Consider the following 26,412-nt stretch of genomic DNA (forward strand, 5'->3'; position numbering starts at 1 on the left):
GTGAAAATAATAAAACTGGGCATTTTTCTGTGCTTCAGCGTCTGGCTGGCGGGATGCTCCCTGTCGAGCCAGCGGCAAATGGACAAACCTGAAAGCGAAACCACCGGTTATCAGTTAGATGAAGGCGATGCTGTAAATATTCTGGTGTACGGCGAGCCGGAGATGACGATGAAGTTCATGCTGGATAAAAGCGGCGCGATTACCTTCCCCTACATTGGTCAACTGGTGTTGAAAGGGAAAACACCAGAGCAGGTGGGTGAGGAGTTGGCTAATCGCCTGCGCGGCGACTATCTGCAAAATCCGATGGTGACTGTCAGCATCGCCGAGTTCCGGAAATTCTATATCACCGGTGAAGTCGAGAAACCGAACGGGTATGCCTACGAGCCGGGCTTAACCGTTGAAAAAGCGCTGGCGCTGGCCGGCGGATTTACCGATCGCGCAGACCGCAAGGATGTGGGTATTCGTTTTTCGAATAGCAATCAACTGATTGAAAATGTTGACGTAAGACGCGTCGTTCATCCTGGCGACACCGTGATTGTCGGTATGAGCTTTTTCTGACCATGAGTCTATCTATCGTGGAAAATGGCAGAAAACTGGAAAGCACCATCGATTTCTCCAGATTTGCCCAAGAGATCAAACAGAACGGCTGGAAGATCATGCTGGCTGGCCTGATTGTGGCGGTAGTGGCTTACCCACTGATTAGCATGATCACGCCCAAATATGTGTCGACCGCAACGGTACTGCTTAAAGCGCAACAGGATAACGTTTCGCCTTTGCCGCAGGTCGATGGTTATGATTCCACCCGTAGCGGCTATTACGAAACCCAGTATGCGTTGATGCAGTCGCGTATTGTGCTGGAACAAGCCGTGCGGGACATCAAGCTGGACCAAAACCCGGCGTTTAACGGCGATACAGACAAAAACGCGGATCACCGTGGCGATGAGCAACAGCGGGTCGATCACGCGCTGGATTCGATAGTGAAAAACCTCACTATCACCGGTGTTCGCACCACGCACCTCGCCACTATCTCATACGAATCGGCGTCGCCTGAGCTGGCGGCCGATATCGCTAACGGCGCGGCGCAGGCATTTATTGACTATACGGCCAGGCAAAAGCACCTCAAGACACTGAAAGCCAAAGCGTTGAACCAAAAACAGATGGAAGAGGTGTGGCAGCAAGTCGTCGAGCAACAGGCCGCCATCGACCAGTTTCTGAAGAAAGAAGGACTGCTGACTTTCCGCGGTGTGGATGGCTTCGAAACTGAACAATTGGGGATCGTCACCACCAAGTTAGCGGATGCCACCCAGCGTCGCATCAGGGCGGAAACGAACGACAACAGCGTGCGTTCGAACGCGGGTACGTCGCTGGAAAACATCATTTCTCTGCCTGATATTTCTAATCATGCCCAAATTCAGGATTTGCGCATTGCGCTGATTCAGGCCCGGCGTTCTTTATACGATTTACGGAAACGCTACGGGGTGAAGCATACCAAAATTTTAGAAGCCGAAGCCCAGGTTCAGGCGATTGAAGAGCAGACCCACACCGTGTTACTCGAACTGAAAGCGGGGTTGAATAAGCAGTATCAGGCGGCGTTGAGGGATGAAAAATATTATCAGCAACTGCTGGAGCAACAGAAAGTGGATTTCCAAACGCTGGCGTCTAAACGTGATGAATACAACAACCTGACCACCGCGCTGGATAAAACAAAAGAGCTGTATAAGGCGCTCTATCAGCGCACCAAAGAGCAGACGCTGGCGGGTAACTATTTAGAGCCGGACGCGATACTTTACGACCCAGCCGTGCCGGCTGACCACCCGTCGAAACCCAATAAAGCGATGCTGCTGGTGATGGTTGTCATGCTAACCCTGATTTTCTCGGTGGTTTACTTCATCGTGAGAGCCGCGCTGGATAATTCAATCAACAGTATCAGCCAGATGAAAAAGCGCCTGAATGTGGCTCCGGTGGGTGAAATTCGCACCTTCGCCAGTGGCGTGGAGCGCTCAAAAGTTGTGCGATTGATAACCAAAGCGCCGCTTGACGTCGATATTGTCCACAGCATGCGAACCCACATTTTGTTATCGCATCCATCCTGCCAGGCCATTGCCATCAGCTCGGCAGAGCATGGAGAAGGGCGATCGTTGCTGGCGCATTTGCTGGCGAGATCCTTCAGCGCTGACCAAAAAACGCTGCTTATCGACCTGGACTTCTTTAACGACGGCGGGCTGACGCAAGACCTGGCGAATCCTTCCGCTATTGGTGTGGCGGAACTGCTGCAAGGGCAATCACCGTTGGATGCCGCACTGGTGATAATCAGTGAAAATTTAAGCTTCCTGCCGCGTGGCAATGCCGTGATGTCTTCTTTACTGATGCTGTCGTCCGAACATGTCGTGACGTTGATGGCCGAGCTGAGAACACGCTATCAGCGAATTATCGTTGACGTGGCCGCGGTGAATCAAACGCAGGATAGTCAACTCATTAGCCGGGTAATCGACGGGGTGGTTTTTGTGCTGAAAGCCGGCGAGTGGCGCGCGGGCGATGTGCTTAATGCCATTGATAAAGTTAAACAGCACCGCGCGGTGCTGATTGGCGCGGTAATGAATCGGGTTGCGGATAAAAATCTCGAAACCAAAGAGGGGATACGTTCCCTGAACCATCGGATGAATGCGCTAATCAACAGTACCGGTCACCTGTGAGTTTATTAAAAAGATGAGTTTACTAAAAAGCGTTTCTACCATTGCGGGTTCATCGGTGGTTTCACAACTGATTGGCGCACTATCTATCTGGCTGATTTCGCATAAATACAACATGGCCGAGGTGGGGATCTACGCGCTGAGTTACAGCATCGTGTTGGTGGGGGCGCAGGTCTGTACCTTTGCATCGCAACTGCTGATTCCGAAACAGCAAGACAGTGAACTGGCGCAGAGTGTGGTGTTCAGCACACTGCAAAGTCTGCTTACCGCGGTGCCCTATGCGATGTTGACCGCATGGCTGTTTCAGCGAAATGTGTTCTTTCTCTACCTGCTCACGCTGTCCTATGCGCTGGTGCTGATCTCGGAGAATTTGTCTCTGCGCGAGGGTAACTACCGTTTTCTGGCCTTTCAGCGACTCGCTGTCTCGGTGGTGGTCGTGCTTTCGCTGGTGTTCACTTCACATACCACCGCGTTCTATTGGTCCTGGGCCTGCGCCATGATGGTGCTGATTAGCGGTTGTATTCTGTTCTCGTTCAATATTCACACCATTACATTTGGACATTTTAGTCCGCAACGTAATAGGGCTTTCTTTCATCAGCATGCTCATCATCTTACCCGCGTTGGCAGCGCCGAAGTGTTGGCGATGGTTAATAGTAATTTGCCGGTTATGCTGATTAATTTTTGGTTTTCCGCGTTGACGGCGGGGTATTTCTCGGTAGTGAGCCGTTTTTGTTTGTCTCCGGTGGTGATCATCGGCAATGCGGTGCGTAATTCTATTTTTTCAACTTGGTCTGCCGATTTCAGAAATAAACGTTTCAACTATGATGAGTTCAAAAAAGTTCGTCTGGTATTATTGATGTCGGGGGTGGTCTGCACGCTAGGAGTATTTATTTTCTATCCGTTGGTGATGCATCTGTTTTTTAGCGAGGAGTGGATTAACTCCATTCCAACCTCTCGCTATATGTTGCCTTATTTATTTCCGGCGCTGGCGGTGTGTCCGCTGACGGTGATTGAGCTAATATTTGGCTCTCATCGCTATTTTTTGCGTATTCAGTTAGAGCAGTTGAGTGTGGTATTAGTCGCATTTGTGATTGTGCCTTATTTTTATAATCACTATGACACATCAATGATTCTTTTTTCTGTGCTGACGTTTGTACGCTACGCGTTTATTTATCTCAAAGTAAACAAACGTGCTAATGGGCTGAAAAATATGATGACAGAATCATGAGCTTGAATACCGGGCTTTACCTACAGGTTTATGTTTTTATCACGCTGGTATTCTGCGGACTGACACAGTATTTCACCGGTTTGCTGGCAGTGCTGTGGTTGCCATTTATTTTGGCGCTGAACATGGTGGGGTTGCTGATTATGCAGACTCGCTACGATAGATTGCATTTGGATACGCAGGAATTGATGGTTCTCACGCTCTACCTCTCTTTTCTGGCGATGGCGGGATTATCTACCCTGTTACAGGGCGGAATAACCGTCACTATCGTTGGGTTTAAAAACGAGATTGCATTGTCGCTGATGATGCTTTGCCTGCTGCTGGGTTTTTGCCGCGAATCACAGATTTATCGCGTGACCCGGAGTTTGTATTGGGTGTTCTACGCGCAGTTCCCGGTGGTGATTTATCAGGTGTTGTTTGTTTTGCCGCGGCGGGTGGCATTGCGGGGAGAAGACGAAAAATGGGACTCGGTAGTCGGCACTTTCGGCGGTGACCCGATGGGCGGGGGAAATACCGCGGCGATGGGGTTGTTCTGCCTGTTGATTATGCTGCTGAAAGTCTCGGAATTTAAACATGGTTTGACGTCGTTTAAATCCACGGCGCTGCATATCGTTTTGGGATTTGGCTTGTGTATCCTGGGGGAAGTGAAATTTGTGATCCTGGTTTCACCGTTATTACTGGCCTGGGTTTGGTTAATGCCGAGCTACATCAAAGGCATGAATAACGTAAACCTGAAAGCGATTTTGCTGATTTTCACCGGCATGGCGTTGCTGATTACCGTGGCGATTACCATTTTGGCTTCGGGTTACTCCTCGGCGTTTGGTAGCGACCCGACGAAAAGCGCGATGAGCGTATTTCTGGATTCATTGAATTATATTTTTGATACCAACTACATTATGGAGTCCGGTGAGCTTGGGCGTCTTACTACGCTATTTTTCTGGCTGAAAAATCACGATATGTGGGGGATCTCCGGCACGTTGTTTGGCTATGGATTAAGTGCGACAAATAGCGGCAGCGCTGTCTCTCCCGGCTTTTTGAATATCATCTATAACCTGATCATTGATTCAACCTCATTAAGCGTGCTGCTATGGGAAGTCGGTGTGGTCGGATCGCTATTTTTCATCGGGTTAATTATTTATATCTTAATCATTACGCAGCCAAAGCCGGTACTGGATCGTAATAAAATAGACCTGCAGGACCTACAACTGCTGAGTTCTTCTCCGGCCTTTAACGTTTTTTCGGTTGGGTGCCTATTGAGTCTGCCTTATAGCCAGATCCTGATGATTATTCCCATGCTGCAATTCATTTTTTATTTATCTCTGGGCTCAAGTCTGGTAATTCGCCATTCTGTCCGCCGTTATATCGGAAAACCGTATGAATGATAAATCTTTTATTTCAGTGAGTATTAAGACATTCAATGAGGCAGAATGCATCGAAAAAACCATCGACAGTATTCGTCGCCATATTGTGAATTACCCCCATAAAATCATTGTTGCCGATAGCTTATCAACCGACAACACTCAGCAGCTTGCCAGCGCCAAAGGCGTTACCGTAGTGTCGCTGACTGAACCGTCCGAACGCTGCTGCGGTGTGGGGCATCAGCTTGGTTATCTGTACAGCCAGGGGGATTATTTGCTGCTGATGGACGGCGATATGGAGCTGGAAGATGGCTTTATTGAGCAGGGCATCGCATTTTTAACCGCACACCCTGATTACGCCGGCGTGGCGGGAACGGTAGAGATGGATGGCGCGGCGAACTATGAGTTTAAATCACGTAAACAGCGCCTTCATAAAATATATCCGTTGGGCGACTGTGGTCATTTAGGCGGTGGGGGCTTATACCGCCGCACGGCAATTGAAAAAATAGGTTATCTCACCAACCGTAGCTTGCATGGTTATGAAGAGGCTGAATTAGGCATTCGTCTGCGCTATGCCCAATATAAATTACATCGACTTAATGTGCCTTATTTCCGTCACACGTCGTACACCATGCCAACATATAAAATGCTGCAATATCGTTGGCGGAATGGTTTTCTCTGGGCGCCGGGCGAGCTTTTACGCAGTGCATGGGGGATGCCTTATTTCCGTGAGGCATTGCATATCGTTAAAAACGAGGCGGTCTTTGCGGTTTATCTGCTGGTGCTGTTGATGAGTTTGTTGACGTTTAACGCCGCGGTTATTGGTGCCGCGTTGCTGCCGTTACTCGCTTTTGTGGCATTAAAAACGATTAAGAACCGTTCACTGTTGAACGGGGTACAGAGTGTGATGAACCTGGCTATATTTTCTGCGGGATTGATAAAAGGGTTAACCAGACCCGTGCGCAACCCTATGACACCACCAAATAGCAAGGTTATTCATGAATAGGCAGGTATGATGAAAGTCTTATTGGTCAATAAATTTTTCTATATCAAGGGCGGCGCTGAAACGGTTTATTTTCAAGAGATTGATATGCTGAAAAAGGCTGGCGTTGACGTTATCGCTTTCTCTATGCAGCATGAAAATAACTTCCCGTCAGACTACGCGCCCTATTTTGTCGGTAATGTGAATTATCATCAAAACAGCAGCGCGATTGGGGCAATTAAAACCGCGGTTAACTTTATTCATAATGCTGAGGCATGTAAGAAATTGCTGGCGTTATTACGTAAAGAAAAACCGGATATTGTTCATTTTCACAATATCTATCACCAGCTCACGCCATCGTTGATTAAAATTGCCCGTCAGTTTGGGTGTAAAACCGTGTTAACAGCTCATGACTACAAGATTATCTGCCCTTCGTACACCATGCTGCGCGATGGCAAAGTCTGTGACGCCTGTTTAACCGGTTCGGTATTTAACGCTTTTAAATATCGATGCCAGCAAGGTTCTGCATCGAAAAGTCTGCTGCTTTCGTTAGAAGGCGCTTGGCAGAATATTGCCAAAAACTATCAGGCGCTGGATGTGATCGTTTCGCCCAGCGAATTTCTGCGTAACCAATTAATGCGTAAGCTGCCGAATGTTCGTATTGACGTGATTGTGAACGGCATTAATGACAGCCTACCGGCGGAGGATGTTAAAGACGACGGTTATTTGCTGTTTATTGGCCGCCTGAGTCGGGAGAAAGGCGTTGCTACGCTTGCCAGGGCACATCAGCAAATGCGGAATAAAATTCCGTTAAAAATTGCGGGCAGCGGGCCGCTGTATAACGATTTGGTCGCGCAATTTCCGCATGCGGAATTTCTGGGCTATAAACAGCAGGGCGAAGAACTTAACCGGCTGATTAAATACGCACGCGCGGTGGTGGTTCCTTCCGAATACTATGAAAACTGTTCAATGTCGGTACTGGAGTCGATGGCATTCGCTAAACCGGTGGTAGGCGGGCGTATTGGCGGTATACCTGAACAAATTCGCGATAAGGTAGACGGCATTTTATTCGAACCCGGTAATGTGCAGGCATTAGTTGATGTGCTGGATGACTTGGCGTTGAATCCGCAAAAAGCCAGAGAAATGGGGTTAAATGCGCGTCAACGTCTTCGCGAAAAATATTCATTACGTAAACACACAGAATCTCTATTGGCGCTTTATCAGGAAATATTAATCGAAAAGTAATATGACTACGAAAATTACCGTTCTGGGGACACGTGGTATTCCAAACGTGTTGGGTGGTGTGGAAACACATTGCCAAAATTTATATCCGACTATTAAACAGCAATTCGACGTGGATATTTGCGTTCTCGCACGTTCACCTTATGTCAATTATAAAAAATCACAATATCGAGGCGTGATGGCTCGCGCTTTATTTGCGCCGAAAAAACGTTCATTAGAGGCTGTCGTTCATTCGGTGCTGGCGACATTTATCACCGGTTTTGATCAGTCTACGGTAGTGCATGTTCACGCTATTGGTCCCGGTCTGGTGGTGCCGCTTTTGCGTTTGCTGGGTAAAAAAGTGGTTTTTACTCATCATGGCCCGGACTATGAACGCCAGAAATGGGGGTTCCTGGCAAAGAAAGTTTTATTGCTGGGTGAAAAGGTTGCAGTGAAATATGCCAATGAAGTGATTGTGATCTCCGAAGTTATTAATAATATGATCAAGCAGAAATATGGCCGCGACGATGCCCATCTTATCTATAACGGTGTGAATCTATCCCAGCGACTCACTGCGGACGTTATCAATCAAACATTGGTGCGTTTTTCTCTTCAGCCACAAAACTATTTGGTTGCGGTTGGCCGCTTCGTGGAAGAAAAAGGCCTGCATGATCTTATCGCGGCCTATCGGCAATCGGGCGTCAAGATGCCACTGGTCTTGGTTGGTGATGCCGATCACCCCACCGCGTATAGCATGCGATTAAAACAGTTAGCCCATGAAACCCCGAATGTGATCCTGACCGGATTTTTAATCGGCCAGGAACTACAAACTGTTTTTTCACAGGCTAAACTCTTTGTGATGTCTTCATATCATGAAGGGTTACCCATTGCGTTGCTGGAGGCCATGTCATTCTCATTGCCTGTCGTGGTCAGCAATATTCCAGCCAATCTGGAGGTGAAATTAGCGCCAGAAACTTATTTCAATGTAGGAGACGTGGCGGATTTATCCGAAAAAATCACATTGCGCTCTAAATCGTTATCTGTTGATTACTCTGAATATTTACAAAGGTATAATTGGCAACAAATCGCGCAACAAACGATGGCCGTTTACACCGAACTAAGTAAATGAGTCAATAAATCAATAGGTTAATAGTGATCGAGTCGAATAAACGCCCGTTAGTCATTGAGCGCTTCTATGAAGCCCTTGATGGAAAAACCGATACAGAACTTACCTCGGAACAGCGGCTGGCCGTTGAGCAGGCGGTGCTGTCGATTACGGCATCTTCAATGCATTGGGTCGACGTACGTAAGAGTTTCCCTTTTTTGAACAGGCGCTATTACTTCGTTTTTTTGTTCGGTCTGGATCACCGCAAGCGTCCACGTAAAGAGTCAACGCTATTTCGCATACTGCTGACCGCGTTGATCCTGTTTACCGGCTTGTTCTGCACGCTTGCGGCGCTATTGACGCTATACATGATTAAGTCTGCCTTGGGTATTGATATTTTCCCACATTTCCACTTAGGAATTTGGGATTGGTGGCTCAGCCTGAAGGATCACTGACCCCCGGTTTCTACTGATGTGGAAATAAGGAGTCATAAGTGAATTTTAAAATTATCGCCGTAGGAGGTTTGCTATTTTCTGTATTGGGTGTGGCCGAGGGCGCGATGACGACCGTCACCCCCAGAGGACTAACTGGCCCGCTAACGAACCCGGGCAATGGCGTTGCCAGCTTTAACAAGGGTAATGGCACAACGTTGTCACTGGCGAATTATCCGGATACTGGCATTGAATATGACCGCTTTTACTGGAGTGAACTGGAACCGGTAGAAGTCCAATATAATTTTCAAGCCGTGGACGCTATTTTCGAACTGGCTAGCCAGCATCAACCGCCGATGAACGTGGGGTTGCGCTTTATGACGCTTGATGAGCCAGCCAGTGGTTCGAAGATTCCTGACTGGCTCATCCAAAAAGGCATCAAGGGCGAGTGGACGCCGGACAAAAAAACCTTTGTGCCGGATCTGGACGACCTGGTGTTTATCGAATACAGCCAGCGTTTGCTTAATGCTTTTGGGCAGCGCTATGACGGTAATTCGAATTTGGCGTATATCGATATTGGGTTGGTAGGGTCATGGGGTGAATGGCACAACACCAATTTCCCAACCATTAAGCCGCTGCTTGAACGCTACACATCAGCCCAGTTGGATAAGTACGTGAAAATGTATTTTGCCGCGTTTCCCAACAGCCCAAAAATTATGCTCATTAGCGGCGGCGATGCTTTGGTCAGCGCAGTGAAGCAAGGTGCTGGATGGCGCGCGGACTGCTGGGGAGACTGGCATAATTTTTCGACCACATGGAGCCACATGCAAGGTGATTATCCGCAGCGACTGCAAAACGCGGAGGCTCTTTATCCAAATTTTAGCTCTGCGTGGCAACGCGCGCCGGTGAGCCTGGAAATCTGTGGTTATATGTCGGAGTGGCAGAGCGTGCAGCACTATACTCGTGCGCAAGTGCAGGCGACCTTTGACTGGGCGCTGGCACAGCACGCCAGCACCATTAATCTGAAATCGCGCAGCGTGCCGACGGAATATCGGGACATTGTGGATAACGCGCTGACCAAACTCGGCTATCGTTTCCGCCTGGCCTCTCTAACTCATGAGTCTGAACTGGCACAAGGGCAGAGCCTGACGTTAAACCAGCAGTGGTTTAACGACGGCGTAGCGCCCATTTATCTGAAATATGATGTGGCCTATCGGGTGGTGAATGATGCCAACACCGTAATGAGTATGGGAAAAACGCCTTATGACATCCGCACCTGGTTGCCGGGGCCGCATACCTCCGCCTACCAATTGACGATGCCGGAAGCGCTGCCAGCCGGGCAGTATCATATTGAAATGGCGATGCTGGATGCAAAGGGAGTATCGCGAATTAATCTCGCCAACGAGGGCAAGCAGGCCGACGGTTGGTATCGAATTTCCACGGTAACGGTGCGCTGAGCACGGAATTAAGAATAGATATTCATATGCTGAAAAATATCGGACATGTATGGTGTGAAATAAAAGCGGCGGGCAGTATTAAAGCTAAACTGGTAATACTGCTATTTCGCCTTTCAACCATTTACCAGTCACCAAATGTGCTGCTGAAAATGATCAGCGTTCCTTTTGTTGTCCTGAATAAAGTGATTAATGAGTGGCTGTTCTGTGTGGAAATTCCGCACAGAACTCAAATCGGTTTTGGGCTGAAAATATATCATCCGCACTGTATTGTGGTGAATTACGATGTAATCATCGGGGCGAACTGTACATTACGGCAGGGGGTCACCATTGGTAGCGTGATAAACCATGAAGGTCATGTCACCAAAAGCCCGGTGCTGGGCAATCAGGTGGAGCTTGGCGCCAATGCCATTCTGCTAGGCGACATTACATTAGGTGATAACGTAAAAGTCGGCGCTGGAACCGTGGTAACAAAAAGCCTTGCAGCCGGAAAAGTGGTCGTGGGGTATGGAATCAGGGAATTGAATTGAGTGTGTATGCTCATTTCTGTGCGAATGTAATGTGACAGCGGGTTGCCATTCTTGCTGTCTACTAAAATGATGGAGCCACACTCGCGAAAAAACGGCCAGTTCGTTCCTTCGGTTCGATTCCCATGCTATCTGTAAATCGTAATGAGATAAGCTTTATGCGAACGGTATAATTACTCTTCAGAGGGAACCGAGGGGGATAACATTATGCCGACAGCAAAAGACGTTTCTGCTAAACATGTGACATTAAATTTACGTATCAAACCCGCCGAACGCGACAAAACCATGCAAACACTCGCATGGTGGGAACAGAAAAAATGATATCTGCTCCAGAGCTTATCTAGGTCAAACATGCATTATCCTCATTCTATTGTGGCGTGGAGTCTAGCTACTATGATGTCAATGTGCTGGCGTATTACAGATCAACAATAAATTACACGATCACCCGTTTCTGTTTTCATCAGCAAAAAAAACATTCTTTGCGATAAATCTGGCGATGTCTTCCATCCTTTCACGGTTTTCCTTCTTCCATTCCTCAGCCTTTATACGGCGGGCTTTTCTGCCAATAGCATCATTCACCAAATCAGAAATATTGACTCCGGCAGCACTCAGAACCTGATAATCGTCTTTGTCCACGGCAATGCTAATTTGGTGTTTCATTGCAGTGTTCCTCTTCATTACCCAAGAGCGTTATATTTTGTAGGGATCTTAGCAATAATGCTGGCGGGGTCTAGAGAAAGTAAGTGGGCGATATGGATAAACTCTACGATGTCTAACCTTCTTTCTCCGTTTTCAACCTTGGCGATAAACGATTGAGGACGATCTAGCGCTAGGCTTCCCTGTGTGATCCCTTTGGCAATACGTGCTTCACGTAATGCCTTGATAACGATTTGATATTCATCAGAGTAAACAGAAGTCATCGATTCAACCCCATAAAATTTGGGATCAAATATCAGTCGCTCACTGATTTATCCAAAAACGGGATAATTTGGATTAATTCATCACAGGGAGAGGTAGATAAATGGATAAGCAAGATTGGTATCCGGCAGATGTTATTGCTGGCTTAAGGAAGAAGGGCACAACACTGGCAGCGGTATCAAGGGCGTCTGGATTAGCGTCTTCAACACTCGCTAACGCATTGACAAGACATTGGCCGAAAGGGGAGAGGTTAATTGCCAGTGCATTGGGAAAGCTGCCGGAAGAGATCTGGCCGTCGCGCTATCAGGGTATGACCCCGAATCATGGGGAAGGGGAGGCGGAATAGCACTCCCGTAGAGAATCGAACGTGCTTCGATAGAAAATCATAATCCCCAAAAGCAAAAAACCAGCCGTTAGGCTGGTTTCTTTAAATTAGTGGTGCCCGGACTCGGGATCATGTCATAAAATAACCTGCTGTTTACCAACGTTTTTATTGGTATTTCTCGCAAAAAGAGCCCCCTATAAAGCCCCCATAAAAAATTTCTTTTTTTTTGTTATGGTTGTCACGATGAATTGGTGTTTTGCGGTTAACGGCGCTAAAAACGTGGTTTCATCTCCCATGCAGGCAATGGTCTATTTCTCTCTGCATTGAAGATCTTTTAAACGTAGATTTGATATGTTGGATTTGTGACTTTTGAGATAGTAAAAAATGGTGTTATCTGTAATTTATGGATTATATTGGTATTTTCTCTATACTTTTGAGATGTCGTCATGCTCCATTTGAGATAACTACATATCATGGCTCAATTTAATCACTTTGAACTTTTGCTTCTGAACCCCAGCTTTGACTCCCCTTTGGTCGATGCGCTGACGGAACTGGAGTTACTCCGGCACCTGCGGCTGGAAACTGATGTTCACCCTATCCTGTTTGCGCAGTTGAAAGCCATTTTCCACATGCTGGAGAGCCTTGGCTCCGCAAGGATTGAAGGAAACCACACGACGCTTGCCGACTATGTTGAAAGCAAAGTTGAAGGAACACAGAGTTCAACGGATCAGCTCAAAGAAATCAACAATATTGAAGCTGCGATGGAATTCATCGACGAGTATCTAAATAATGGTGATGAGATAACGGAATATTTTATCCGCGAGCTACATAGTCTGGCGGTTGTCGGATTGCAACAGGAAGGTGATAAAACGCCCGGTGCCTATCGGCAACATAACGTCAGCATCGCTCAATCTGACCATTTACCGCCGGATCACATCCACGTTCCTGACTATATGTCAGAACTGACCGCCTTTATTAACCGTGCTGATAAACCAAAATATGATCTGATGAAGATTGCACTGGTGCATCACCGTTTTGGCTGGATACATCCATTTGGCAACGGTAATGGCAGAACGGTCAGACTGCTGACCTATGCGTTATTGATCAAGTATGGTTTTAATGTGCAGGCAGGTGGCCGTGTTCTTAATCCGACAGCGGTATTCTGTAATGATCGTGAGCGTTATTACTCCATGCTTTCGTTAGCGGATAAGGGAACAGAGCGGGGCTTAGAAGAATGGTGTTTATATGTACTTTCGGGAATTTCATCTGAGTTGAAGAAAGTCGATCAACTGACAAACCATGCTTTTTTGAGTACGAAAATACTGTATCCGGCGATCGACTTTTCATCTGAAAGAGGGCTAATAAACCCGTTGGAATCTAAAGTTCTGAAACGCGCTGTCGAGCTAGGGACAATAAAAGCGGGTGATCTACGCACAGCTTTACCTGACATGAAACCAGCGCAGGTGACTTATCAGCTCGGTAAATTGATTGACCGGGGACTGCTCCAACCAGTGGAAGAAGGAGCTCGTTCCTATACGGCGAAGTTTTCTAACTCATATCTGATTCGTGGGGTGATTAAGGTACTGCGTGAAGAAGGGTTTATTCCTGATTTGTGATGTGTTCTTACTCATTTGTCGTTCGATGGACATCCCATAATCCGAAAAGCAAAAAACCAGCCGTTAGGCTGGTTTCTTTAAATTAGTGGTGCCCGGACTCGGACAAACGCCGGAGGCGTTGAACAGCGCGCTTGTCGCGCTGGCCCTGAAAGGGTGAGTCGCTTGCGGCGAATAATCGAACGGTGTTCGATGAAGAGTCCACACGCCAGAAACGAAAAACCCCCGCCAAAGGCGAGGGTTAAGAATTAGTGGTGCCCGGACTCGGAATCGAACCAAGGACACGAGGATTTTCAATCCTCTGCTCTACCGACTGAGCTATCCGGGCAACGGGGCGCATTAAACCTTAATCCCGCATGATCGTCAACTCCATATTAGGGAAAAGCTGTTCAACTGCTTAACTTTACGGCAATCTGATAGCGGGACGTCGATTTTGCACAAATCTTCCAGATAGATGCGTATGAAGTGGTAATGCTGATAGTGAAAAGAGGGGGAGCAATATGGCGAACGACTGGCTTGAGCTACGTCAGCATGCAGATACGGGAATTGAAACGATCAAGGCGCACTTTGAGGGGCACGCCTACGATCCACATTGGCACGACAGCTACCTCGTGGGGTTGACCCTTTCCGGCACGCAGCAGTTTCACTGCCGCCGTGAGCGGCATCGTAGTCGCCCAGGTGACGCATTTTTGCTGGAACCGGGTGAAATCCACGACGGCGATGCGCCGGTAGATGGCGGGTTTACCTATCTGACATTTTACCTCGACGAGCAGTGGCTGACCAATGCGCTGCACGGCTTGTATGAATCCACTCCCGGAAGTTACTCGCTCCATTTTGCGCAAACACTAACGCGCGAGCCACAACTGGTTCGTTCGATTAGCGACTCGTTCACCACGCTTCACAACGATGAAATGAAAATCGTGCAGCAGAGCTCCATGGATAAGCTGCTCTCGCAGATTACCGCGCATTGTCACTGGCGAAAAAGGTTACCATCGCAACTGCAAAGTACTGCGGTAGCCCATCGCGCACGCGATTATCTTTATGCTCACATGGGCGAAAACATCGGCCTGTCTGACCTCGCTCGGGAGACAGGCACCGATCGCTTCACGCTGACACGTTGCTTTAAACGTGAATTTCATCTGGCTCCGCACGCCTGGTTTATCCAGCTTCGTTTGGCGAAAGCTCGGCAATTACTGGCGTACGGCGATCAGCCTGCCGACGTGGCTGCGGCCTTGGGTTTCTCCGATCAAAGCCATCTTGGTCGCTGGTTTCAGCGGGCATACCGGATCTCGCCTGCCCATTACCGTCGGTTATGCACAAACCTTCCAGACGTTTCCAGAAGATAGCGGCACAGTCAGGGCTCTTAAAAAAGGAGTGCCCTGTGAATTTAATGCCGTTTTTGCTGTTTGCGTTTGTCGCCTCGATAACACCGGGGCCAACTAATATCCTGATTCTGACCAACAGCCAGCGCTATGGCGTGAGAAACACGCTACCCGCTGTAGTCGGTGCCTGTATGGCAGCAAGCGCTATCGTGTTGATTTCGGGTGCCGGTGCGGGGGAGATGCTGCGTCAGTATCCGGTCGTACGTCAGGTGATGGGCTGGGCAGGAGTGTTGTGGCTAAGCTGGATGAGCTGGCAGTTATTCAGGGCGCCAGCGGTTAATCTCTCTGGCGAATCGCATAACCGTTTTACGGCTCGCGCAGCGGCGTTGTTACAGGTAATTAACCCGAAAACGTGGATGATGGCATTGGCCGTCGTCAGCCTGTTCGCCCCTGCGGGTGAGCAGGTATTGCGGGATGTATCGATAATGGCTCTGTGGTTTTTTATTATCTCGATTGCATGTTTGGTGTGCTGGGCATGGCTGGGGAAGGCTGTGAACAGGGTGTTTCGCACCAGCGTTGCGATGGTGCGATTTCAGCGCCTGATGGCGCTGTGTCTGTTCGTTTCCGCTTGGGGAGGAATGCTCGCTTAGGTCAACGCCCCACCCTTGCGGCACAACGCGAAGCGTAATACATCCTCTGCTAGCCGTTGTGCGGTGGCGATGCTGGCGGCCTGATGCTTGACAAGCAGGTTGCTCAGGCAGCCTTCCAGAATCAGTTCCATCTGTTGTGCGACCATCTCGGGATCGTCGGTTTCTAGCTCTTCCAGCAAATCGCGGGTGTAGCTGTAGGAAGCCAGCTTCTGTTGTTCCGCGATCTGGTGGATAGGGTGATTGATATCAGGGAAGAAGCTGCACGCTGCGATAAACAAGCAACCCGGATAACGCTGTTTGTTCACAGACTCATGCAGCACCTGATAGCGTGCCAGCAGCTTTTGTTCGATACTTTTCTCATCGTCCAGTAGCAACTGACGCCGCCAAGTATCGACCTGTTGGCTGTGGTGACGCAGGCCGTCGTACAGCAGCGCCTCCCGATCCGGCCAGAACGGTGTCAGTTCCTCGACAGGAACCCCCAGTTTCTCCGCCAGCATATCCAGCGTCGTCATGGCGAATCCGTGCTGCTCCAGCAGAGTAAGCGCATGTTCAAGAACATCTTCCCGTTGCATTATGTCTCCTCCAGAAGCGCAAAATCAGATAGAAAGTGTCGTTTATGGGCTGAACTTCTGCAAATGTGCCTGAAATTGTTCAGCGTTCATAAAGCCGGTGACGCGCGAGCCGGGGATCTCTTTCCCCTGAGTGTCAAAAAACACGATGGTCGGCAACCCTAAAACCTGTAGCTTTTTCAGCAGTGCGTTCTGTTCTTCGCGGTTAGCGGTAACGTCTGCCTGTAGCAGTGTTATGCGTGACAGATGGTTTTGCACCGCTGGGTCGCTGAATGTGTATTTCTCAAACTCTTTGCAGGCCACGCACCAGTCTGCGTAAAGGTCGAGCATAACAGGCTGAGGGCTCTTTGCCAGCGCGCTGTTGAGATCGGCAATATTAGCGACTGGAGCGAAGTTCAGTGCCGAGGTGTGGGTCTGCGCCGTGCCAGTTGGGGGGAATACCCAGTCTTGCAGCGGTTTGGCGCTGATCACCACGCCTGCCAGTAACAGCAACTGCACGCCACGCATCCAGCCTTTTTTGCTGCTCAGCGTCAGCATGAGCGCCCAGCCGAAGAAGGCGATGCCCAATGCGCTCCACAGGCGTATTCCCCAAGCCTCACCGAGAATGCGTTCGAGTAGGAAGACAGGCAGCGCCAGAATGATGAAGCCAAAGGCTTCTTTAACGTACTGCATCCACGGGCCGCTACGCGGTAGCAGTTTATTGCCAAACAGCGTGACCAGAATCAGCGGTAAGCCCATGCCCAGCGCGTAGAGATAAAGCGTGCCGCCGCCTGCCAGCATGTTACCGCTCTGCGCGATGTAAAGCAGGATGGCGCTGAGTGGGGCAGTGGTGCAGGGTGAACAAATCAGACCGGCCAGCGCGCCCATGCAGAATACGCCGGTGACCGAGCCGCCCTGCTGGCGGTTGCTCCACTCAGTCAGCCGGGTTTGTACCGATGACGGGAGCTGGAGCGTATAGAGGCCAAACATCGACAGTGCCAATGCGATAAACATCACCGACAGACCAATCAGAATGTATGGATGCTGGAGCGCTGCCTGAAAGCGTAATCCCGCGGCAGCGACAATCAGCCCGAGCAGCGTGTAGGTCAGCGCCATGCCCTGAACATAAGTCATCGACAGCAGCAGCGTGCGGCGCGGCGTCAGCTGTTCTTTTCTGCCCAGCACCAGACTGGCAATCAGCGGATACATCGGCAGGACGCAGGGGGTAAAGGCGACGCCGATGCCAATCAGTAACGCCCACCACGGTGAGAACGGCATGGGCGTAGTCTGCGGCGGTGCGGTCTGGCCTGATAACGTATTGATTGGTGAATCCGTGTTTGCGGTAGCAAGCACTTGGCTGAGAGGAACGGTTCGCGTTTCTGGCGGATAGCAGAAACCCGCATCGGCGCAGCCTTGATAGGTCACTTTGACGGTCGCACCGCTTTCGGCTTGTTCAATCGGAACCGCTAGCGCCAATCGATCCCGTAGAATAAAGACCTGACCGAAAAACTCGTCGTTATGGCTTTCGCCCTGTGGCAACTCCACCTTACCAAGCGTAGCGCCGTTCCCTTCGATCTTGATTTGCGCGCGGTACAGATAGTAATCGGGATGGATGTCCCAGCGCAGATTGAGCTGGTTTCCTTGCTGCTGAAACTCAAAGGCGAAAGCACCATCGACAGGTAGAAACCGTGATGTCGTGCTGTTGCCAAACAGTTTCTGACCAAAAGAAGAGGCGGCCACCTGGGGTGTGCCGACAGCTGTCCATAACAGGAAAATCAGCGTAAAGATGCGTTGAGCCATGTCAGATAATCGCTATCGCCCCCAGATACCGGCAGGACGAGCAGCTCCGGCGTATCATAAGGGTGTTGTTGTTTCAGATGAGTCAGCAGCGCTTGCTGATGTGAGGTATCGCTTTTTATCAGCATTTGTACTTCTGATTGCTGTTCGAGCTTGCCTTCCCAGTAATAGAGCGAACGGGCGCCGGGCAGCAGGGTGACACAGGCAGCAAGCCGCGTTTCCAGCAGCGAGTTGGCAAGCCGTTGCGCACAGGCATCGTCAGGTGCGGTACATAATATGACGACAGCATCGCAAAGCGGGCGGTCAGACATCATATCCTCCGTGTCAGATGAACAAAATCCCAGCTAACCAGAGCCACACTATACCTTGCTTTATTGTTTGAAGGGAATGAACAGCTCGAAGGGAAATGATACGGATCGACCTGTCAGGCCGATCCGCGAGTTACTGCTCGAAGGGCAATCTTTAGATCAGGATGCTGCCGAGGATAAAGCCAAATATCACCGACAGCGTAATGGCGATCACGCCGGGAATCAGGAAGGAGTGGTTAAACACAAACTTGCCGATGCGCGTTGAGCCGGTGTCGTCCATCTCCACCGCCGCCAGCAGGGTTGGGTAGGTAGGCAGAACGAACAGGGCAGAAACGGCAGCAAAAGAAGCCACCGCCGTGACCGGAGATACGCCCAGCAGCAGCGCGGCAGGCATCAGCGCCTTCGCCGTTGCCGCCTGAGAATAAAGCAGCGTGGCGGCGAAGAACAACACGACGGCCAGCATCCACGGGTAGCTTTGCAGCAGTGCGCCTGCGGTGTCCTGAATATCGGAAATATGCGCTTTAACAAAGGTATCGCCCAGCCAGGCAACGCCCATTACGCAGATACAGGCGCTCATGCCGGACTTAAACGTGCTGGCAGAGAGGATGCGTGAGGTATCGATCTTGCAAGTGATGCAAATCAGCGTGGCGATGGTCAGCATGAAGACTACGATCGCTTCATTACGTGGCAGAACCGGGTTCTGAATCAACCCAACGGTGCCGCTGATTGCCGTCGCATACAGAACGACCGCGATGATGCCAATCAGAAACAGCATCACGGACAGCTTGGCACCCGGTTTGATCTCATGCTGACTATTACTGCGCCGCGTGGTTTCCCCTTTTTTCAGACGTTCCTGATAAATCGGATCGTCTTTCAGCTCTTTGCCTAGGAAGTTAGTCACAATCGCCGTCAACATGATCGCTGCCAACGTGGTAGGAATACAGATCCCTAACAGCAGCAGGTAGCTGACGCCATGCGGTTCAAGAATACCGGCGACAAACACCACCGCCGCAGAGATTGGTGAGGCGGTAATGGCGATTTGCGACGCGACAACGGCGATCGAGAGTGGGCGAGAAGGGCGAATACCTTGCTCTTTGGCGACCTCGGCGATAACCGGCAGAGTGGAAAATGCGGTGTGCCCGGTTCCTGCTAGAATCGTCATGAAGTAGGTGACCAGTGGCGCGAGAAAGGTGACGTATTTCGGGTGTTTACGCAGCAATTTCTCCGCCAGACTGACCAAATAATCCATTCCACCCGCCACCTGCATGGCAGCGATGGCGGCGATAACGGCCATGATAATTTCAATGACATCAAAAGGGATTACGCCGGGCTTTATCTGAAACCCTAACGTAAGTACAAGCACTCCTAGGCCACCGGCGAAACCAATGCCGATGCCTCCTAGTCGTGCCCCCAAATAGATGGCGAGCAGAACAATGAATAACTCAAGACCAAGCATGACTATGCTCCTTAATTAATAATAAAAGTTTCATAACTTATTCTTATGGCTGTATGCGGCAAAAAATAAAGGCACGCTGTTCCTCATGAACGGACGTGCCTGAAAAAATTAAATGTCGGTGTTAAGGAAGCTCGTTTTCATCAGTGTAGCGTTTGGCTTTGTACGCTGGGTGCATCAGGTTCTGGATGGAGAAAATGTCATCCAGCTCAGCTTCTGTCAGCAGACCGCGCTCCAGTACGACTTCACGCACGCTCTTTCCTGTTTCCGCACAGATTCTGCCGACAATGTCGCCATTGTGGTGGCCGATGAACGGGTTCAGGTACGTCACAATTCCGATGGAGTTGAAAACATAGGCTTCGCAGACGCCCTTATTAGCGGTGATACCGCTGACGCATTTCTCCAGCAGGTTGTAGCAGGCGTTAGTCAGAATGTGGGTTGATTCAAACATTGCCTGACCGATAACCGGCTCCATCACGTTTAACTGTAATTGCCCGGCCTCCGACGCCATAGTGACGCAGGTGTCGTTACCGATGACCTTGAAGCACACTTGATTGACGACTTCCGGCACCACGGGGTTAACTTTGGCAGGCATGATGGAGGAACCCGCCTGCAACTCTGGCAGGTTGATTTCATTCAGGCCAGCGCGAGGGCCGGAAGAGAGCAAACGCAGGTCATTACAAATCTTCGACAGCTTCACAGCCAGACGCTTCAGCGAACTGTGTACCATTACATAGGCACCACAGTCTGACGTGGCTTCGATCAAGTCTTCTGCTGGCACACACGGCAGGCCGCTGACTTCCGCCAAACGCTGTACCGCCAGTTGCTGGTAGCCGTCTGGTGTGTTCAGGCGTGTACCGATCGCGGTGGCCCCCAGATTGACTTCAAGTAGCAGTTCCGCCGTGCGCAGCAGGTTTTTGATTTCCTCTTGCAACAGCACGTTAAACGCATGAAATTCCTGACCGAGCGTCATTGGCACGGCGTCCTGCAACTGGGTCCGCCCCATCTTCAGAACGTCTTCAAATTCTTTGGCTTTGTGCTCGAAGCCATCGCTCAACTTCGCTATCGCATCCGTCAATTTCAGTATGGCCGCGTAGACCGCGATACGAAATCCGGTGGGGTAGGCATCATTGGTGGATTGGCATTTATTCAGATGATCGTTGGGGTTCAGATACTGGTATTCGCCTTTCTGGTGGCCCATCAGCTCCAGACCAATATTGGCTAATACTTCGTTGGTATTCATGTTGACCGACGTACCTGCTCCCCCCTGATACACATCTACTGGGAACTGGTCCATGCATTTGCCGTTATTCAGAACTTCATCACAGGCGCGGATGATGACGTCGGCGATTTTTTTCGGGATAGTTTGTAGCTCTTTGTTCGCCAGCGCGGCGGCTTTCTTCACCATGACCATGCCGCGTACGAACTCGGGAATGTCACTGATTTTATTGTTACTGATATAGAAGTTTTCGACGGCGCGCAGCGTATGAACGCCATAATACGCGTCTGCGGGAACTTCTCGGGTGCCTAACAGGTCTTCTTCAATACGGATGTTTTCTGACATGAAAATTCCTATCCTGTTGTACGACTAGTGATGTGACTAGACGTTGTGGGCTGGTTTGTCGGATGGCCTTACTTCGGAAAACGCCTTACTTCGGAAAATAGCGCGACTACGGATAAACCGTCTTCTCTCGGCAATAGTATCGGGATGTTTGACCAACCATATATCCATTGCCGTGAGGATATGTCGTTACGACAGTGAAAAACAGGTGTTTAGATCACTATACTGGCGTTCTCTACCGTTACAGTAAATGAACTGTGATTGTAGTCACGAGTCATTATTTTAGAACAATAATCGTGGGGTGGCGGCTTGAAAATGTGCAAAGGCGCACCCATTTAACTAAATCATGATGTGCCGGATCGCAGAACAGTACGCGTGCCTTACCTACTCCATTAGGAGTAATACGTATCTGGATTTTCAATCGCGATGGCTTAACACGTTTTCATTAACACACGTTCTTATTAACGACAGTACGCGTAAAAAACACAGGAGAACCGGGTGCGCTGGTTACCGTTATTACTTATTTTTCTTTTAGCTTACATCGAGATATCGCTGTTTATTCACGTGGCTGAAGTGATGGGCGTCGCCATGACGCTGCTGCTGGTGGTCTTCACATCCTGTCTGGGCGTTTCGCTGGTGCGCAATCAGGGGATGAAAACGCTGGTGCAGATGCAGCAGAAAATGGCGGCAGGTGAAAGTCCTGCGGCCGAAATGGTAAAAAGCGTTTCGCTGGTGTTGGCGGGCTTCCTGCTCCTGATTCCGGGCTTCCTGACTGACTTTCTGGGGCTGTTGCTGTTACTGCCGCCTGTGCAGAAAAGCCTGACGTTAAAGCTGATGCCTCACTTGAACATCTGGCGTTCCGGTGCCGGTGCACCGCCTTCCGGCGGGAACACTTTTGAAGGTGAATACCAGCGCAAGGACGGTGGGCGCGGAAATATTGAACACCGAGACGATCGGGACGACCGTTAACGGCGCGACAATCTGAAAAGCAGCTAAGGATTATCATATTGATAATCCTTATTTATTATCAGATATCAGCGACAAGCGATCGCCTAACGCAAAAAAAATGAATTTTTTCCCTTGAAGGGCTAAGAAACGCCCCCATCTAGAACACCACAAGACCGATTATGAAAGCATAGTCGTTATGAAAACATAGTCGGTGTTTATCCTAAACCGATATGGACTTTCTCAAAGGAGAGCTATCAATGAATATTCGTCCATTGCATGACCGCGTGATCGTCAAGCGCAAAGAAGTCGAGTCAAAATCTGCTGGCGGTATCGTACTGACTGGTTCCGCTGCTGGTAAATCTACCCGTGGTGAAGTTCTGGCCATAGGTCACGGACGTATCCTGGAAAATGGCGAAGTGAAGCCGCTGGATGTGAAAGTGGGCGACATCGTTATTTTCAATGATGGCTATGGCGTGAAAGCAGAAAAGATCGATAACGAAGAAGTGTTGATCATGTCTGAAAGCGACATTCTGGCAATTGTTGAAGCGTAATTGCGCGTAATCATCTGAACTGAACGAATTTAAGGGAAGTACATCATGGCAGCTAAAGACGTAAAATTCGGTAATGACGCTCGCGTAAAAATGCTGCGCGGCGTGAATGTACTGGCTGATGCAGTGAAGGTTACCCTGGGCCCGAAAGGCCGTAACGTAGTTTTGGATAAATCCTTCGGTGCACCGACCATTACTAAAGACGGTGTATCTGTTGCGCGTGAAATCGAACTGGAAGACAAGTTTGAGAACATGGGCGCACAGATGGTGAAAGAAGTTGCCTCTAAAGCGAATGACGCAGCAGGCGACGGCACCACGACCGCAACCGTATTGGCTCAGTCCATCATCACTGAAGGCCTGAAAGCTGTTGCTGCGGGCATGAACCCGATGGATCTGAAGCGCGGCATCGACAAAGCAGTGATTGCTGCTGTTGAAGAATTGAAAAAACAATCTGTTCCTTGCTCTGATTTTAAAGCAATCGCACAGGTTGGTACCATCTCTGCAAACTCCGACGAAACCGTGGGTAAATTGATTGCAGAAGCGATGGAGAAAGTGGGTAAAGAAGGCGTTATCACCGTTGAAGAAGGCACAGGCCTGCAAGACGAGTTGGACGTGGTTGAAGGTATGCAGTTTGACCGTGGCTACCTGTCTCCGTACTTCATCAACAAGCCGGAAACCGGTTCTATTGAGCTGGAAAGCCCGTTCATTCTGCTTGCCGACAAAAAAATCTCCAACATCCGTGAAATGCTGCCAGTACTGGAAGCCGTAGCGAAAGCGGGTAAACCGCTGCTGATCATTGCAGAAGATGTTGAAGGTGAAGCGCTGGCGACACTGGTAGTGAACACCATGCGCGGTATCGTGAAAGTGGCTGCGGTGAAAGCACCGGGCTTCGGTGACCGTCGTAAAGCCATGCTGCAAGATATCGCGACGTTGACTGCGGGTACCGTGATCTCTGAAGAGATTGGTCTGGAGCTGGAAAAAGCGACGCTGGAAGATTTGGGTCAGGCTAAACGTGTTGTTATCAACAAAGACACCACCATCATCATTGATGGCGTGGGTGATGAAGTGGCAATTCAGGGTCGTGTGACTCAGATTCGCCAGCAGATTGAAGATGCAACGTCTGACTACGACAAAGAAAAACTGCAAGAGCGTGTGGCTAAACTGGCGGGCGGCGTAGCCGTTATCAAAGTTGGCGCCGCGACTGAAGTTGAAATGAAAGAGAAGAAAGCACGCGTTGAAGATGCGCTGCACGCCACTCGCGCCGCTGTTGAAGAAGGCGTTGTTGCAGGTGGTGGTGTTGCACTGATTCGTGCTGCGGCTTCTATCAGTGTATCTGGCCTGAAAGGCGATAACGAAGACCAAAACGTGGGTATCAAAGTTGCGCTGCGCGCAATGGAGTCTCCGCTGCGTCAGATCGTAATCAACGCCGGTGAAGAAGCCTCCGTGATCGCCAATACCGTTAAAGCGGGCGAAGGCAGCTACGGTTATAACGCCTATACCGAAGAATACGGCGATATGATCGCAATGGGTATTCTGGATCCGACCAAAGTAACGCGTTCTGCTTTGCAGTATGCAGCTTCTATTGCTGGTCTGATGATTACCACCGAATGTATGGTGACCGACCTGCCGAAAGGCGATGCGCCTGATTTAGGTGCTGGTGGCATGGGCGGCATGGGTGGAATGGGCGGCATGATGTAATGTGATCCCATTGTTGCCGGAAGCCGTTTTCCGGTGACTAGGGTCAAGTTACAGAAGCTCGTCTTTCTGTCCTTCAAAGAGCACTATCCGGTTGTGTACTGGGTAGTGCTTTTTTTATGCGTCAGCATTTCTGGAATGTTGCCACATCGGGGATGAATTGGTTTATAGCGTGTTATCAGGCGAGCATTCTGCGCTACAATAGGGACGCTTACTTTATTTACGAATGCTTTTATTTGCAAAGTAACCCTGTTCGGAGTAGGGAAATGTCTGACGATGCGTCAACGCTTCTGCGCACCATATCCTGGTTTACTGAACCCCCTTCGGTATTGCCTGAGCACATTGGTGACTGGCTGATGGAAACCAGTTCCATGACGCAGCGGCTTGAAAAATACTGTGCCCAACTGAGGGTCACGCTTTGTCGTGAGGGTTTCATTACGCCGCAGATGCTGGGCGAAGAGCGGGATCAACTACCGGCTGACGAACGTTACTGGCTGCGTGAAGTTGTGCTGTATGGTGACGATCGCCCCTGGCTTTTCGGCCGAACGATTGTCCCGCAACAGACGCTCGAGGGTTCTGGCGCGGCTTTGACGAAAATAGGCAATCAGCCGTTAGGTCGCTATCTGTTTGAGCAAAAATCGCTGACGCGTGATTATATTCATACCGGATGCTGCGAAGGCTTATGGGCGCGGCGTTCCCGCCTGTGTCTTTCGGGTCATCCGTTACTGTTGACTGAGCTTTTCTTACCGGAATCACCGGTTTATTACACACCTGGTGATGAAGGTTGGCAGGTAATTTGAGGAGATAAATCCTTGGAAAGAAGTGTTACAGCAGGGAAATGGCTGGCTTATTGTCGCTTGATGCGGATTGATAAACCGATAGGTTCTCTGCTACTGCTGTGGCCAACGCTATGGGCGCTGTGGTTGGCGGGAGGGGGAGCACCTGCACCGTGGACGCTCTTTGTTTTTGTCGCTGGTGTTTTCTTAATGCGTGCGGCGGGTTGCGTCATCAATGATTATGCCGATCGACATTTTGACGGCCATGTAAAACGCACGGCTTCTCGTCCGTTGCCCAGCGGTGAAGTGAGCGAGCAATCTGCTAAAATTCTGTTTGTTGTGCTGGTTTTGCTGGCGTTTGGTTTGGTGCTGACGCTGAATAAGATGACTATCTGGCTGTCCGTGGCGGGGCTGGTTCTGGCATGGGTCTATCCGTTTATGAAACGTGTGAGCCATCTGCCTCAGTTTGTGCTGGGTGCCGCATTCGGCTGGTCGATCCCCATGGCCTATGCTGCGGTGAGCGAAAGCCTGCCAGCAACCTGCTGGATGATGTTTCTGGCGTATATTTGCTGGACGGTGGCTTACGATACGCAATATGCGATGGTCGATCGTGATGACGACCTGAAGATCGGCGTGAAGTCTACGGCGATCCTGTTTGGCCGCTTTGACAATATCATCATCGGATTATTGCAGTTTAGTATGCTGGCGTTATTGCTGGCTTTAGGGAATATCACCGGGCTGGGAATTCCCTACACTATTTCGCTGCTGGTCGCTGCTGGGATGTTTATCTATCAGCAAATACTGACTGCCGGGCGTGAACGTGATGCCTGCTTTAAGGCATTCCATAATAATAAATATGCGGGTATGGCGATATTTATTGGCGTGCTGTTTGGCCTGTAGGCCAATCATCGGATACAAAAAAGCAGCGATTTATCGCTGCTTTTTTTATGACGGAAT

26 protein-coding genes and 1 tRNA gene are annotated in these 26,412 nt (G+C 49.7%); 19 read left to right on the forward strand and 8 right to left on the reverse strand.

Features of this window, described 5'->3' with window-relative positions:
* The 10 genes from DCX48_16085 to DCX48_16130 are packed head-to-tail and all read left to right on the forward strand — an operon-like array spanning position 1 to position 10,996.
* The gene (locus DCX48_16085; protein ID QXE15911.1) at positions 1–558 is read left to right on the forward strand and encodes a polysaccharide export protein; all 558 of its coding nucleotides are present in this window, start codon (positions 1–3) and stop codon (positions 556–558) included.
* Between the two features lie 2 nt (positions 559–560).
* Positions 561–2,693: a capsular biosynthesis protein gene (locus tag DCX48_16090; GenBank protein QXE15912.1), complete on the forward strand. Its 2,133-nt coding sequence runs from the start codon at positions 561–563 to the stop codon at positions 2,691–2,693.
* Positions 2,694–2,706: 13 nt separating this feature from the next.
* Positions 2,707–3,918 (forward strand): capsular biosynthesis protein, encoded by a 1,212-nt coding sequence (locus DCX48_16095; protein QXE15913.1) that lies wholly within the window; start codon positions 2,707–2,709, stop codon positions 3,916–3,918.
* A complete protein-coding gene (locus DCX48_16100; GenBank protein QXE15914.1) occupies positions 3,915–5,297 on the forward strand; it encodes a capsular biosynthesis protein in 1,383 nt (460 codons plus the stop codon). Before DCX48_16095 ends, DCX48_16100 begins: the two co-directional genes overlap by 4 nt.
* Positions 5,290–6,279: a glycosyltransferase gene (locus DCX48_16105; GenBank protein ID QXE15915.1), complete on the forward strand. Its 990-nt coding sequence runs from the start codon at positions 5,290–5,292 to the stop codon at positions 6,277–6,279. Before DCX48_16100 ends, DCX48_16105 begins: the two co-directional genes overlap by 8 nt.
* Before the next feature lie 9 nt (positions 6,280–6,288).
* Positions 6,289–7,500 carry a glycosyltransferase family 1 protein gene (locus tag DCX48_16110; GenBank protein QXE17272.1) on the forward strand — a complete coding sequence of 404 codons (1,212 nt, stop codon included), beginning with the start codon at positions 6,289–6,291 and terminating at the stop codon, positions 7,498–7,500.
* A gap of 1 nt (position 7,501) precedes the next feature.
* Entirely contained in the window at positions 7,502–8,605 is a 1,104-nt protein-coding gene (locus tag DCX48_16115; GenBank protein QXE15916.1) for a glycosyltransferase, read from the forward strand.
* Positions 8,606–8,628: 23 nt separating this feature from the next.
* Positions 8,629–9,036 carry a hypothetical protein gene (locus DCX48_16120; GenBank protein ID QXE15917.1) on the forward strand — a complete coding sequence of 136 codons (408 nt, stop codon included), beginning with the start codon at positions 8,629–8,631 and terminating at the stop codon, positions 9,034–9,036.
* 38 nt (positions 9,037–9,074) lie between these two features.
* A complete protein-coding gene (locus tag DCX48_16125; GenBank protein ID QXE15918.1) occupies positions 9,075–10,469 on the forward strand; it encodes a DUF4832 domain-containing protein in 1,395 nt (464 codons plus the stop codon).
* Positions 10,470–10,495: 26 nt separating this feature from the next.
* Positions 10,496–10,996, forward strand: a complete 501-nt coding sequence (locus DCX48_16130; GenBank protein ID QXE15919.1) for a serine acetyltransferase — start codon at positions 10,496–10,498, stop codon at positions 10,994–10,996.
* 438 nt (positions 10,997–11,434) lie between these two features.
* Here the strand turns inward: DCX48_16130 and ccdA are convergent, their stop codons facing one another.
* Both ccdA and DCX48_16140 read right to left on the reverse strand, forming a co-directional pair.
* Complete coding sequence (gene ccdA, locus DCX48_16135) at positions 11,435–11,653, reverse strand: type II toxin-antitoxin system antitoxin CcdA (protein ID QXE15920.1); 219 nt, start codon at positions 11,651–11,653, stop codon at positions 11,435–11,437.
* A 17-nt stretch (positions 11,654–11,670) separates the two neighbouring features.
* Positions 11,671–11,913, reverse strand: a complete 243-nt coding sequence (locus tag DCX48_16140; GenBank protein QXE15921.1) for an XRE family transcriptional regulator — start codon at positions 11,911–11,913, stop codon at positions 11,671–11,673.
* 101 nt (positions 11,914–12,014) lie between these two features.
* Here DCX48_16140 and DCX48_16145 point away from each other — a divergent pair, with 101 nt between their 5' ends.
* Together DCX48_16145 and DCX48_16150 are read left to right on the forward strand one after the other, a co-directional pair.
* The gene (locus tag DCX48_16145; protein QXE15922.1) at positions 12,015–12,257 is read left to right on the forward strand and encodes a transcriptional regulator; all 243 of its coding nucleotides are present in this window, start codon (positions 12,015–12,017) and stop codon (positions 12,255–12,257) included.
* Between the two features lie 452 nt (positions 12,258–12,709).
* Positions 12,710–13,852 carry a Fic family protein gene (locus DCX48_16150; GenBank protein ID QXE15923.1) on the forward strand — a complete coding sequence of 381 codons (1,143 nt, stop codon included), beginning with the start codon at positions 12,710–12,712 and terminating at the stop codon, positions 13,850–13,852.
* Positions 13,853–14,101: 249 nt separating this feature from the next.
* On the opposite strand, the gene DCX48_16155 is transcribed toward DCX48_16150, so the two are convergent.
* Positions 14,102–14,177, reverse strand: a tRNA-Phe gene (locus DCX48_16155).
* 172 nt (positions 14,178–14,349) lie between these two features.
* Between DCX48_16155 and DCX48_16160 the strand changes: the two genes are divergently transcribed.
* Together DCX48_16160 and DCX48_16165 are read left to right on the forward strand one after the other, a co-directional pair.
* The gene (locus tag DCX48_16160) at positions 14,350–15,195 is read left to right on the forward strand and encodes an AraC family transcriptional regulator (GenBank protein ID QXE15924.1); all 846 of its coding nucleotides are present in this window, start codon (positions 14,350–14,352) and stop codon (positions 15,193–15,195) included.
* Positions 15,196–15,230: 35 nt separating this feature from the next.
* Entirely contained in the window at positions 15,231–15,821 is a 591-nt protein-coding gene (locus tag DCX48_16165; GenBank protein QXE15925.1) for a LysE family translocator, read from the forward strand.
* Here DCX48_16165 and DCX48_16170 read toward each other — a convergent pair.
* From DCX48_16170 to aspA, 5 genes are all read right to left on the reverse strand, one after another.
* A complete protein-coding gene (locus DCX48_16170) occupies positions 15,818–16,393 on the reverse strand; it encodes a transcriptional regulator (GenBank protein ID QXE15926.1) in 576 nt (191 codons plus the stop codon). The two genes, DCX48_16165 and DCX48_16170, sit on opposite strands and share 4 nt — an antisense overlap.
* A 42-nt stretch (positions 16,394–16,435) precedes the next feature.
* A complete protein-coding gene (dsbD, locus tag DCX48_16175) occupies positions 16,436–18,169 on the reverse strand; it encodes a protein-disulfide reductase DsbD (protein ID QXE15927.1) in 1,734 nt (577 codons plus the stop codon).
* Positions 18,145–18,477, reverse strand: a complete 333-nt coding sequence (gene cutA / locus DCX48_16180) for a divalent cation tolerance protein CutA (GenBank protein QXE17273.1) — start codon at positions 18,475–18,477, stop codon at positions 18,145–18,147. Before cutA ends, dsbD begins: the two co-directional genes overlap by 25 nt.
* A 151-nt stretch (positions 18,478–18,628) precedes the next feature.
* Positions 18,629–19,930 carry an anaerobic C4-dicarboxylate transporter gene (locus DCX48_16185; protein QXE15928.1) on the reverse strand — a complete coding sequence of 434 codons (1,302 nt, stop codon included), beginning with the start codon at positions 19,928–19,930 and terminating at the stop codon, positions 18,629–18,631.
* 121 nt (positions 19,931–20,051) lie between these two features.
* Positions 20,052–21,491, reverse strand: coding sequence for an aspartate ammonia-lyase (gene aspA, locus DCX48_16190; GenBank protein ID QXE15929.1), 1,440 nt, complete (start codon positions 21,489–21,491; stop codon positions 20,052–20,054).
* A 495-nt stretch (positions 21,492–21,986) separates the two neighbouring features.
* On the opposite strand from aspA, the gene DCX48_16195 reads away from it, so the two are divergent.
* The 5 genes from DCX48_16195 (at position 21,987) to DCX48_16215 (ending at position 26,355) form a co-directional block, all read left to right on the forward strand.
* Positions 21,987–22,457, forward strand: a complete 471-nt coding sequence (locus DCX48_16195; GenBank protein QXE15930.1) for an FxsA family protein — start codon at positions 21,987–21,989, stop codon at positions 22,455–22,457.
* A gap of 209 nt (positions 22,458–22,666) precedes the next feature.
* Complete coding sequence (locus tag DCX48_16200) at positions 22,667–22,987, forward strand: co-chaperone GroES (GenBank protein ID QXE15931.1); 321 nt, start codon at positions 22,667–22,669, stop codon at positions 22,985–22,987.
* A gap of 45 nt (positions 22,988–23,032) precedes the next feature.
* Entirely contained in the window at positions 23,033–24,682 is a 1,650-nt protein-coding gene (groL, locus tag DCX48_16205) for a chaperonin GroEL (protein ID QXE15932.1), read from the forward strand.
* Between the two features lie 263 nt (positions 24,683–24,945).
* Positions 24,946–25,479: a chorismate lyase gene (gene ubiC, locus DCX48_16210; protein ID QXE15933.1), complete on the forward strand. Its 534-nt coding sequence runs from the start codon at positions 24,946–24,948 to the stop codon at positions 25,477–25,479.
* Between the two features lie 12 nt (positions 25,480–25,491).
* Positions 25,492–26,355: a 4-hydroxybenzoate octaprenyltransferase gene (locus DCX48_16215; GenBank protein QXE15934.1), complete on the forward strand. Its 864-nt coding sequence runs from the start codon at positions 25,492–25,494 to the stop codon at positions 26,353–26,355.
* The last annotated feature ends 57 nt before the right edge of the window (positions 26,356–26,412 follow it).

It is taken from the genome of Pectobacterium atrosepticum, assembly GCA_019056595.1.
Taxonomy (GTDB): Bacteria; Pseudomonadota; Gammaproteobacteria; order Enterobacterales; family Enterobacteriaceae; genus Pectobacterium; species Pectobacterium atrosepticum.

Bases quoted from the DNA above. Each gene is read 5' to 3' on its own strand.
- DCX48_16090 (QXE15912.1), top strand. From the start codon at position 561: ATGAGTCTATCTATCGTGGAAAATGGCAGAAAACTGGAAAGCACCATC.
- DCX48_16095 (QXE15913.1), top strand. From the start codon at position 2,707: ATGAGTTTACTAAAAAGCGTTTCTACCATTGCGGGTTCATCGGTGGTT.
- DCX48_16100 (QXE15914.1), top strand. From the start codon at position 3,915: ATGAGCTTGAATACCGGGCTTTACCTACAGGTTTATGTTTTTATCACG.
- DCX48_16105 (QXE15915.1), top strand. From the start codon at position 5,290: ATGAATGATAAATCTTTTATTTCAGTGAGTATTAAGACATTCAATGAG.
- DCX48_16110 (QXE17272.1), top strand. From the start codon at position 6,289: ATGAAAGTCTTATTGGTCAATAAATTTTTCTATATCAAGGGCGGCGCT.
- DCX48_16115 (QXE15916.1), top strand. From the start codon at position 7,502: ATGACTACGAAAATTACCGTTCTGGGGACACGTGGTATTCCAAACGTG.
- DCX48_16130 (QXE15919.1), top strand. From the start codon at position 10,496: ATGCTGAAAAATATCGGACATGTATGGTGTGAAATAAAAGCGGCGGGC.
- ccdA (QXE15920.1), bottom strand. From the start codon at position 11,653: ATGAAACACCAAATTAGCATTGCCGTGGACAAAGACGATTATCAGGTT.
- DCX48_16140 (QXE15921.1), bottom strand. From the start codon at position 11,913: ATGACTTCTGTTTACTCTGATGAATATCAAATCGTTATCAAGGCATTA.
- DCX48_16145 (QXE15922.1), top strand. From the start codon at position 12,015: ATGGATAAGCAAGATTGGTATCCGGCAGATGTTATTGCTGGCTTAAGG.
- DCX48_16150 (QXE15923.1), top strand. From the start codon at position 12,710: ATGGCTCAATTTAATCACTTTGAACTTTTGCTTCTGAACCCCAGCTTT.
- DCX48_16160 (QXE15924.1), top strand. From the start codon at position 14,350: ATGGCGAACGACTGGCTTGAGCTACGTCAGCATGCAGATACGGGAATT.
- DCX48_16170 (QXE15926.1), bottom strand. From the start codon at position 16,393: ATGCAACGGGAAGATGTTCTTGAACATGCGCTTACTCTGCTGGAGCAG.
- dsbD (QXE15927.1), bottom strand. From the start codon at position 18,169: ATGGCTCAACGCATCTTTACGCTGATTTTCCTGTTATGGACAGCTGTC.
- cutA (QXE17273.1), bottom strand. From the start codon at position 18,477: ATGTCTGACCGCCCGCTTTGCGATGCTGTCGTCATATTATGTACCGCA.
- DCX48_16185 (QXE15928.1), bottom strand. From the start codon at position 19,930: ATGCTTGGTCTTGAGTTATTCATTGTTCTGCTCGCCATCTATTTGGGG.
- aspA (QXE15929.1), bottom strand. From the start codon at position 21,491: ATGTCAGAAAACATCCGTATTGAAGAAGACCTGTTAGGCACCCGAGAA.
- DCX48_16200 (QXE15931.1), top strand. From the start codon at position 22,667: ATGGACTTTCTCAAAGGAGAGCTATCAATGAATATTCGTCCATTGCAT.
- groL (QXE15932.1), top strand. From the start codon at position 23,033: ATGGCAGCTAAAGACGTAAAATTCGGTAATGACGCTCGCGTAAAAATG.
- ubiC (QXE15933.1), top strand. From the start codon at position 24,946: ATGTCTGACGATGCGTCAACGCTTCTGCGCACCATATCCTGGTTTACT.